The sequence below is a fragment of the Paracoccus sp. (in: a-proteobacteria) genome, assembly GCF_030538655.1.
Lineage (GTDB): Bacteria > Pseudomonadota > Alphaproteobacteria > Rhodobacterales > Rhodobacteraceae > Paracoccus.
Genome location: NZ_JAUNTO010000041.1, coordinates 1 through 9,074 on the forward strand (window position 1 = coordinate 1; position 9,074 = coordinate 9,074).

Below are 9,074 nucleotides of genomic sequence, written 5' to 3' on the forward strand. Positions count from 1 at the left end.
CATCACACAGCGCCTTGCCCCAGATCCTCATCCAGCCATGGCGGGTTTTCGGCATACATTTCCGCGATCAGTTTACGGATGGTTTCCAGCGTGGCAGAGCCATCCCCCGCGCGGTGGCTGATAATGATAGGAGATGTCGCCTGAGGGTCGGCGAGCGGGCGGTAATGCACATCCGAACGCATCTGGCTGGCCGAGCGCGGGATGATGCAGATGCCCGCCTCGGCGGCGACAAGGCCAAGGGCGGTCTGGATTTCGCGCACCTCTTGCACCTCGATCCCGGCAACCTCGGCATCGCGCAGCAGGTTCAGGATATAATCGGCATAGCTGGGGCGCGGTTCATTGGGATAGATAATCAGCCGCTGCCCGGCCAGCGCCGCAAGCCCGACCGGGGTCGAAGCGGCGGCCAGCGGGTCGGCACGCGGCAACGCCACGATCAGCCGTTCGTTGCGCAGGGTCGTGCTGGCAATGGCCGGGTCACTGTATCGCAGGCGACCAAAGCCGACATCAATCCGGCCTTCCTTCAACGCGGCGACCTGTTGGGCCGACAGCAATTCCAGCAGGCGAATATCAAGGTCGGGTTCAAGGCTGCGCAGCTTGCGCACCAGCGCGGGCAAGCCGCCATAAAGCGTCGAGGCGACAAAGCCGATGGACAGCAGGCGGTTCTGGTTGCGCCCGACACGGCGGGTTGATTCGGCCAGTTGCTCGACCCGGCCCAGAACTTGCAGCGCCTGTTCATAGAACAGCCGCCCGGCTTCGGTCAGGCGCAGGGGGCGGCTGCTGCGCAGGATCAACGCCACGCCCAATTCTTCCTCAAGCAATTGAATCTGGCGGCTTAACGGGGGCTGGGCAATATTCAGCGCCTCGGCGGCGCGGGTAAAGTTACGCTCGCGCGCGACCGCAACGAAATAGCGTAGCTGGCGCAGATCCATTGCCGTTCTCCTCACAATTATTCAGGTATGCCGCAGCGCAGCACCGTCTGAAAACAAAGATAATTTTTTATACTATACCTTGAAGGTATCGTTTCATATGCAAATGATCTTGGACGAAGGCCAGACGCTGCGACAGATTTCCGTCATGGAACAGACACACGCCCCCTTTCGCCAGACTGACCGCCACGCCCCCGTGATCGAGCGGGTGGAAACCCTGCTGGTCGATCTGCCCACCATTCGCCCGCACAAACTGTCGGTCGCCACGATGAACGGCCAGACCCTGATGCTGGTGAAAATCCGGTGCAGCGACGGCACGACCGGGATCGGCGAAGGCACCACCATCGGCGGGCTGGCTTACGGCGCGGAAAGCCCCGAAAGCATGAAGCTGACGGTAGATCGCTATATCGCGCCGCTGCTGATCGGGCAGGATGCGACGCGGGTGCAGGCGCTGATGGCGCGCGTGGGCAAGATGGTCAAGGACAACCGCTTTGCCAAATCCGCCGTCGAAACCGCGCTGCTGGACGCGCATGGCCGCCGCCTTGGCCTGCCGGTCAGTGAACTGCTGGGCGGGCGGCGGCGTGACCGGCTGGCGGTGGCGTGGACGCTGGCATCCGGCGATACGGCCCGCGACATTGCCGAGGCCGAACAGATGCTGGACCTGCGCCGCCACCGCATCTTCAAGCTGAAGATCGGCGCGAAACCGATCCGTGACGACATTGCCCATGTGGCAGCGATCAAGCGCGCCCTTGGTGATCGCGGCGCGGTGCGGGTTGATGTGAACATGGCCTGGTCCGAAACCGAGGCCGCTTATGGCATGGCCGCGCTGGCCGATGCGGGCTGCGAACTGGTGGAACAGCCGGTGGCGACGGCGGGCGGGCTGACGCGGCTGGTGCGCCGCTTTGCCACGGCGCTGATGGCCGATGAATCGCTGACCGGGCCGGACAGTGCCTTTGATCTGGCGCGGGTTCATGGCGCGGATGTGTTCGCGGTCAAGCTGGAACAATCGGGCGGGGCATTTGGTGCGCTGCGCGTGGCGGCCATCGCGGATGCGGCGGGGATCGGGCTTTACGGCGGCACCATGCTGGAAGGCGCGGTCGGCACGGTGATCTCGGCCCATGCCTTTGCCACCTTTGCCAATCTGCAATGGGGGACGGAACTGTTCGGCCCGCTGCTGCTGACCGAAGAAATCCTGCAAACCCCGCTGGATTACAGCGATTTTCACCTGACCGTGCCGGATGGCCCCGGCCTTGGGCTGGATCTTGACGACGACCGCGTTGCTCATTTCGCCCGCAAATAAGGAACCTGCCGATGCTGTTTCATGTGCGCATGGATGTGAACATCCCCCGCGATCTGCCCGATGCGACGGACATCATCGCCCGCGAGAAAGCCTATTCGCAGGAACTGCAAGCCAGCGGCAAGTGGCGTCACATCTGGCGCATCGCTGGGGAATACGCGAATGTCAGCATCTTTGATGTTCGCGACAACGACGAACTGCACCAGATCCTGACGGGTCTGCCGCTGTTCCCCTTCATGACCATCACGGTCACGCCGCTGCTGCGGCACCCGTCCTCGATCCGCGAGGATGACAGTTAACCCCGGTCATCGCCGCCGGGATGAGGGACCGGCGCCTTGACCAGCAAACCCGATTGGGAGGAGCCAGAAATGACCGTAACCATCCACGACCGCCCCGACATGCAGGAATTCCTGCGCGAGTTGAGCGGGCTGAACAACAACAGCGGCAATGCCCGCATGAAGCAGATCACCCATCGCCTGATGTCGGATCTGTTCCGCGCCATCGACGATCTGGACATCACGCCCGACGAATACTGGCAGGGCATCGCCTGGCTGAACGATCTGGGCGCTGCCGGTCAGGCGGGGTTGATCTCGCCCGGTCTGGGGCTGGATCATTACATCGACGAACGGCTGGACGCCATCGACGCCGCGCTTGGCATCGAAAACCCCACCCCGCGCACCATCGAAGGCCCGCTTTACGTCGCGGGTGCGCCCGAAAGCACCGGCTTTGCCCGTATGGATGACGGCAGCGACCCGAACGGGCATCCTTTGTTCCTGCATGGCACGGTCTTTGGCGCCGATGGCAATCCGCTGCCGGGCGCGAAGGTGGAATTGTGGCATTGCGACACGCGCGGCTTCTATTCGCATTTCGACCCCACCGGCCAGCAGCCCGATTTCAACATGCGCCGCACGATCATCGCTGATGAGAACGGCCAGTATCGCGCCCGCTCGATCCTGCCTTCGGGCTATGGCGTGCCGCCCGGCAGCCCGACCGAACAATTACTCAGCGCCCTTGGCCGCCACGGTCAGCGCCCGGCGCATATCCATTTCTTTGTCAGCGCCCCCGATCATCGCAAGCTGACCACTCAGATCAACATCGAAGGCGACCCGCTGATCAACGACGATTTCGCCTATGCCACCCGCGAAGGTCTGGTGCCGCATGTCGTCGAACACACAACCGCGGAAACCATCGGCGGCACCGAAATGCCCGGCCCCTTCGCCGAGATCCAGTTCGACGTTCGCCTGACCGCCCTGGTCGATGGCGTCGATAACCAGATCAACGAACAACGCCGCCGCGCGGCCGCCTGACGGCCCCGCCACCCGACTTTCCCGACAATCACCGACATTCAATGCAGGGGCGCGCCACCGCGCAGCCCCTGAAAGGAGGAACCATGTCTGCGATCATCGACAAGGCCCGTGATCTGAACGAGCTGCTGGAAACCGCCGTTCAGGACGACCCCGAAACCGGCGTCTTCCGCTGCCGCCGCGACATCTTTACGAACGAAGACCTGTTCGAGCTGGAGATGAAGCACATCTTTGAATCGAATTGGGTTTATCTGGCGCATGAAAGCCAGATCCCCAGCGTCAACGATTACTATACCACCTTCATCGGTCGCCAGCCCATCGTCATCACCCGCGACAAGACCGGCAATCTGAACGCCGTCATCAACGCCTGCGCGCATCGCGGCGCGATGCTGTGCCGTCGCAAGCATGGCAACAAGGGCAGCTTTACCTGCCCGTTCCACGGCTGGACCTTTTCCAACACCGGCAAGCTGTTAAAGGTCAAGGACGAACGGACCAGCCAGTATCCCGACCAGTTCAACAAGAACGGATCGCATGATCTGACCAAGGTGGCGCGCTTTGAAAGCTATCGCGGCTTTCTGTTTGGCAGCCTGAACCCCGATTCCCCGCCGCTGGAAGAGTTTCTGGGCGAGACCCGCATCATCATCGACCAGATCGCCGATCAGGCCCCGAACGGGATCGAGGTGCTGCGCGGCAATTCCTCTTACACCTTTGATGGCAACTGGAAATTGCAGATGGAAAACGGCTGCGACGGCTATCACGTCAGCACCGTGCACTGGAACTATGCCGCGACCATGGGCCGCCGGAAAGAGGAAGGCACCAAGGCCGTCGATGCCTCGGGCTGGTCGAAATCGGTCGCAGGCGTTTACGGCTTTGAAAACGGTCACATTCTGTTGTGGACCAACACCATGAACCCCGAGGTGCGCCCCGTCTATAGCCAGCGCGAGGAAATCGCCGCACGCGTGGGTCAGGACCGCGCCGACATCATCGTGGGGCAGACGCGCAACCTTGGGATCTATCCCAACGTGTTCCTGATGGATCAGTTTTCAACGCAAATCCGCGTGGTGCGCCCGATCAGCGTCGGCAAGACCGAGGTCAGCATCTTCTGTTTTGCACCCAAGGGCGAAAGCGCCGAAAACCGCGCGATCCGCATCCGCCAGTATGAGGATTTCTTTAACGTATCCGGCATGGGCACCTCGGATGACCTGGAAGAATTCCGCGCCTGCCAGACCGCCTATCACGGCACCGCCGCGCTGTGGAACGATATGTCGCGCGGCGCGCCCCTGTGGATTGAAGGGCCGGACGACAACGCCCGCCGCATGGGGATGAACCCGCAGTTATCGGGCGAGAGGTCCGAGGACGAGGGGCTGTTCGTTCGCCAGCACGCCTATTGGCAGCAGATCATGCGCGATGCGCTGGCTGCCGAAACCATTCAGCAGGAGGCCGCGGAATGAGCCTGTCTTACACCGAAATCTGCGCTTTCCTGTATCGCGAGGCGCGCTATCTCGACGACCGCCAATGGCGCGAATGGCTGGACTGTTATGCGCCCGATGCCAGCTATTGGATGCCCGCCTGGGATGACGACGACAAGATCACCGAAGACCCGCAATCGGAAATCTCGCTGATCTATTATCCCAACCGCGACGGGTTGGAAGATCGCGTGTTCCGCATCGAAACCGAACGGTCTGGCGCATCCACGCCTGAACCGCGCACCAGCCATTCCGTCACCAATGTCGAGGTGATCGAGGATCGCGGCGACGAGGTGGACGTCCGCTATAACTTTCACACGCTGAACCAGCGTTACAACACCACCGATCAGTTTTTCGGCACGATCTTCGTCACCTTGCGCCAGACCGGCCAAGGCCCGCTGATCGTGGCGAAAAAGATCGTGCTGAAAAACGACTATATCCGGCAGGTCATCGACGTTTACCACGTCTGACCGCCGGGCAGGAACCAGAAGGAGGGGGTTCATGTCCAGCCATACCATCGCACTGAACTTTGAAGACGGGGTGACGCGGTTCATCGACTGCCTGCCGGGCGAAAAGGTGCTTGATGCGGCATATCGCGCCAAGATCAACCTGCCGATGGACTGTTCCGACGGCGTATGCGGCACCTGCAAATGCCGCATCGAAAGCGGCAGCTATGATCTGGGCGACGATTATATCGACGACGCCCTGACCGAGGATGAGGCCGCCGAGGGTCTGGTGCTGACCTGCCAGATGGTCGCCTCCAGCGATTGCGTGCTGTCGGTGCCGGTGCCATCCACCGTCTGCAAGACCGGCCAGCAGCAATTCGCGGCTACGGTCGCCGCCGTTCAACCGCATAACGACGCGGCGATTGTGCTGGAACTGGACATCGACGGCGCGGCGCCGGTGTTTCTGCCCGGCCAATATGTCAATATCGACGTGCCGGGCAGCGGCCAGCATCGCAGCTATTCCTTTAGCACCGCACCGGGCGAGGGGCGGGCGGGTTTCGTCATCAAGATGATCCCGGACGGCGTGATGAGCAGCTGGCTGGCCCGCGCACAACCCGGCGACACGCTGAGCCTGACCGGCCCGCTTGGCAGCTTTTATCTGCGCGAACCTGTGCGTCCGTTGCTGTTTCTGGCAGGCGGCACCGGGTTGGCCCCGTTCCTGTCGATGCTTGAGGTGCTGGCCCGCGCCGGCTCGACGCAGAAAATCCATCTGATCTATGGCGTGACCCGCGATCTGGATCTGGTGCTGGTCGATCAGATCGCGGCTTATGCGGCGCGCCTGCCCGGTTTCACCTTCACCACCGTGGTGGCCGAAGAAACCTCGACCCATCCGCGCAAGGGCTGGGTCACGCAGCATATGCCCGATGATCTGACGATGGGCGGGTTTGACCTGTATCTGTGCGGCCCGCCGCCGATGGTCGATGCGGTGCGCCATTATCTGGACGATGCCGGGGTTCGGCCCGCGAATTTCCATTACGAAAAATTCACCCCCAACGCCCCCGCGCAGGCCGTCGCATGAGCGGGCCATTCGCAGGGCGTTTCGCGGGCAAGGTCATCGTCGTGACCGGGGCCGCGCAGGGGATCGGTCGCGCGGTGGCCAGCCGCGCGGCAGCCGAGGGGGGCCAGGTGCTGTTCGTGGACCGCGCCGATTTCGTGGGCGAAATCGCCGCCGAAGCCGGGGCCACGGCCTTTAACGCCGATCTGGAAACATCCGCAGGTGCCGCCGCCGCGATGGCCCATGCGGCGGATCGCTTTGGGGGCATCGACATCCTGATTAACAATGTCGGCGGCGCGATCCGTATGCGCCCCTTTGCCGAGTTCGAACCCGATCAGATCGACGCCGAAATCCGCCGCTCGCTGATGCCGACGTTGTATTGCTGCCACGCCGTTTTGCCGCATCTGTTCGCGCGCGGCGGCGGCACCATTGTCAACGTCTCATCCAACGCCACGCGCGGCATTCACCGCGTGCCGTATTCGGCGGCCAAGGGCGGGATCAACGCGATCACCATGTCGCTGGCGATGGAACTGGCCGACCGCAATATCCGCGTCGTCGCCACCGCGCCCGGCGGGACCGAGGCCCCTCCGCGCCGCATCCCCCGTAATGCTGCGGGCGATACGGATGCCGAAAAGGCCTGGATGGCCGAGGTGGTCGATCAGGTCAAGCAATCGGCCTTTATGCACCGTTACGGCACGATCGAGGAACAGACCGCGCCGATCCTGTTTCTGGCGTCCGACGAGGCCAGCTATATCACCGGATCGGTTCTGCCCGTGGCGGGCGGCGATCTGGGCTGACAATCATAAATAAGGGGAGGAAAACATGAGACAAATAGACGTGAATGACGCCATCGACCAAGGTGGCTTTGGCCGCTTTCAGTGGATGGTGGTGGTGCTGTGCGGCGTTCTGCTGATCGTGGATGGTTATGACGTCTTTGTGGCCGGAACCGTGCTGCCGACGCTGATTACCGAATGGGGGCTGACCAAGCCGCAGGCCGGCACGCTTCAGGCATGGGCGCTGTTCGGGATGATGTTCGGGGCGCTGATCTTTGGATCATTGGCCGACCGGATCGGGCGGAAAAAGGGCGTGCTGATCTGCTTTACCCTGTTCACCACCGCCACGCTACTGGCCGGTTTCGCCCAAACGCCCGACCAGTTCGCGGTAGCGCGGTTCGTGGCCGGTCTGGGCTGCGGCGGGTTGATGCCGAACGCGGTCGCGCTGATGAACGAATACGCGCCCAAGCGCCTGCGCGGCACCATGGTCGCGATCATGTTTTCCGGCTATTCCGTCGGTGGCATGGTGGCGGCGGGTCTGGGCATCTGGCTGATCCCGGCCTTTGGCTGGCAGCCGATGTTCTGGGTCGCGGCGCTGCCGTTGCTGCTGTTGCCGCTGATCCTGTGGAAACTGCCCGAAAGCCTTGGCTTTCTGATCCGCCAGGGCCGCCAGGACGAGGCCAAGCGCATCTTTGCGCAGATGCAGCCCGGCCTTGCCGCCACCGACACGCTGGTGTTCCACGAAACCAAAGGCAAATCCAGTTCCGTGCTGGAACTGTTCCGCGATAATCGCGGCCTGCGCACACTGATGCTGTGGGTCGCGTTCTTTTGCTGCCTGCTGCTGGTTTACCTGCTGTCGTCCTGGCTGCCCAAAGTGCTGCAAGAGGCCGGTTACGCCGAACGCGCCAGCCTGCTGAGCCTGTTCTCGCTGAACTTTGGCGGCATGGTGGGGGCGATCTTTGGCGGGCGTCTGGGGGATCGCTTTGGTCTGCCCAAGGTCGTTGTCGGCTTTTTCGCCATCGCCGCGCTGTCGATTGCGATGATCGGATTTGCCCCAACCGCCGGGACGCTGTTCGCGCTGATCTTTGTTGCCGGGGCAACCACCATCGGCACGCAGATCCTGCTGTATGCCAGCGTGGCGCAGCTTTACACGCTGTCGATCCGTGGCTCGGGTCTGGGCTGGGCCTCGGGCGTGGGGCGGATCGGGGCCATCGTTGGGCCGACGCTGGGGGGCGTGCTGCTGGCCCAGCAACTGCCGCTGCGCGAGAACTTTCTGATCTTCGCGATCCCTGCGGCGATTTCCGCGCTGGCGATGCTGGTCTTTGCGCTGGCGGCAACGCGGCAGATCGCACCGCAACCCGTTGCGGCAGCGGAATGATAATCCGCCCCGGCGTGGCAGACGCGCCGGGGCAGCATCTGAAAGGCCGAGCCATGCTGACCGCGACGCTGAATGGCGCAAACCTGCATTATATGGATGAGGGACCGCGCGATGCGCCCGCGCTAGTCTTTGCCAACTCGCTTGGCACCGATCTGCGGGTCTGGGACGCGCTGATCCCGCATCTGCCCGCCGGGCTGCGGCTGGTGCGTTACGACAAGCGCGGCCATGGTTTGTCCGAGGAAACCCCCGGCCCCTACAGGATTAAAACACTGGCCGATGACGCCGCCGCGCTGATCGGGCATCTGGGTCTGAACCGTCCGGTTTTCATCGGCCTGTCCATCGGCGGGCTGATCGGTCAAAGCCTTGCTGCCCGGCATCCGGCGCTGTTGGCGGGGCTGGTGATTTCAAACTCTGCCGCCAAGATCGGCGA

At 62.8% G+C, this 9,074-nt stretch carries 10 protein-coding genes; 9 read left to right on the plus strand and 1 reads right to left on the minus strand.

What is annotated here, in order from left to right; translation table 11 throughout:
- Nucleotides 1-2: 2 nt before the first annotated feature.
- Nucleotides 3-929 (minus strand): LysR family transcriptional regulator, encoded by a 927-nt coding sequence (locus tag Q4G22_RS15450; protein WP_303386779.1) that lies wholly within the window; start codon nt 927-929, stop codon nt 3-5.
- Between the two features lie 97 nt (nt 930-1,026).
- On the opposite strand from Q4G22_RS15450, the gene Q4G22_RS15455 reads away from it, so the two are divergent.
- The 9 genes from Q4G22_RS15455 to Q4G22_RS15495 all read left to right on the plus strand — a co-directional run.
- Complete coding sequence (locus Q4G22_RS15455; protein WP_303386780.1) at nt 1,027-2,226, plus strand: muconate/chloromuconate family cycloisomerase; 1,200 nt, start codon at nt 1,027-1,029, stop codon at nt 2,224-2,226.
- An 11-nt stretch (nt 2,227-2,237) separates the two neighbouring features.
- On the plus strand, nt 2,238-2,522 hold the full coding sequence (gene catC, locus Q4G22_RS15460) for a muconolactone Delta-isomerase (RefSeq protein WP_303386781.1): 285 nt from the start codon (nt 2,238-2,240) through the stop codon (nt 2,520-2,522).
- 69 nt (nt 2,523-2,591) lie between these two features.
- A complete protein-coding gene (gene catA, locus Q4G22_RS15465; protein ID WP_303386782.1) occupies nt 2,592-3,530 on the plus strand; it encodes a catechol 1,2-dioxygenase in 939 nt (312 codons plus the stop codon).
- 83 nt (nt 3,531-3,613) lie between these two features.
- Nucleotides 3,614-4,978 carry a Rieske 2Fe-2S domain-containing protein gene (locus Q4G22_RS15470; RefSeq protein ID WP_303386783.1) on the plus strand — a complete coding sequence of 455 codons (1,365 nt, stop codon included), beginning with the start codon at nt 3,614-3,616 and terminating at the stop codon, nt 4,976-4,978.
- A complete protein-coding gene (gene benB / locus Q4G22_RS15475) occupies nt 4,975-5,463 on the plus strand; it encodes a benzoate 1,2-dioxygenase small subunit (RefSeq protein ID WP_303386784.1) in 489 nt (162 codons plus the stop codon). The genes Q4G22_RS15470 and benB overlap by 4 nt, the downstream gene beginning before the upstream one ends.
- 31 nt (nt 5,464-5,494) lie before the next feature.
- Entirely contained in the window at nt 5,495-6,517 is a 1,023-nt protein-coding gene (benC, locus tag Q4G22_RS15480; protein WP_303386785.1) for a benzoate 1,2-dioxygenase electron transfer component BenC, read from the plus strand.
- A complete protein-coding gene (gene benD / locus Q4G22_RS15485; RefSeq protein ID WP_303386786.1) occupies nt 6,514-7,290 on the plus strand; it encodes a benzoate diol dehydrogenase BenD in 777 nt (258 codons plus the stop codon). Before benC ends, benD begins: the two co-directional genes overlap by 4 nt.
- 25 nt (nt 7,291-7,315) lie before the next feature.
- Nucleotides 7,316-8,644: an aromatic acid/H+ symport family MFS transporter gene (locus Q4G22_RS15490; RefSeq protein WP_303386787.1), complete on the plus strand. Its 1,329-nt coding sequence runs from the start codon at nt 7,316-7,318 to the stop codon at nt 8,642-8,644.
- 53 nt (nt 8,645-8,697) lie between these two features.
- A partial coding sequence (locus Q4G22_RS15495; protein ID WP_303386788.1) for an alpha/beta fold hydrolase occupies nt 8,698-9,074 on the plus strand: 377 nt, incomplete at its 3' end.

Bases quoted from the DNA above. Each gene is read 5' to 3' on its own strand.
- benC (WP_303386785.1), top strand. From the start codon at position 5,495: ATGTCCAGCCATACCATCGCACTGAACTTTGAAGACGGGGTGACGCGG.
- Q4G22_RS15450 (WP_303386779.1), bottom strand. From the start codon at position 929: ATGGATCTGCGCCAGCTACGCTATTTCGTTGCGGTCGCGCGCGAGCGT.
- benB (WP_303386784.1), top strand. From the start codon at position 4,975: ATGAGCCTGTCTTACACCGAAATCTGCGCTTTCCTGTATCGCGAGGCG.
- catC (WP_303386781.1), top strand. From the start codon at position 2,238: ATGCTGTTTCATGTGCGCATGGATGTGAACATCCCCCGCGATCTGCCC.
- catA (WP_303386782.1), top strand. From the start codon at position 2,592: ATGACCGTAACCATCCACGACCGCCCCGACATGCAGGAATTCCTGCGC.
- benD (WP_303386786.1), top strand. From the start codon at position 6,514: ATGAGCGGGCCATTCGCAGGGCGTTTCGCGGGCAAGGTCATCGTCGTG.
- Q4G22_RS15455 (WP_303386780.1), top strand. From the start codon at position 1,027: ATGCAAATGATCTTGGACGAAGGCCAGACGCTGCGACAGATTTCCGTC.
- Q4G22_RS15490 (WP_303386787.1), top strand. From the start codon at position 7,316: ATGAGACAAATAGACGTGAATGACGCCATCGACCAAGGTGGCTTTGGC.
- Q4G22_RS15470 (WP_303386783.1), top strand. From the start codon at position 3,614: ATGTCTGCGATCATCGACAAGGCCCGTGATCTGAACGAGCTGCTGGAA.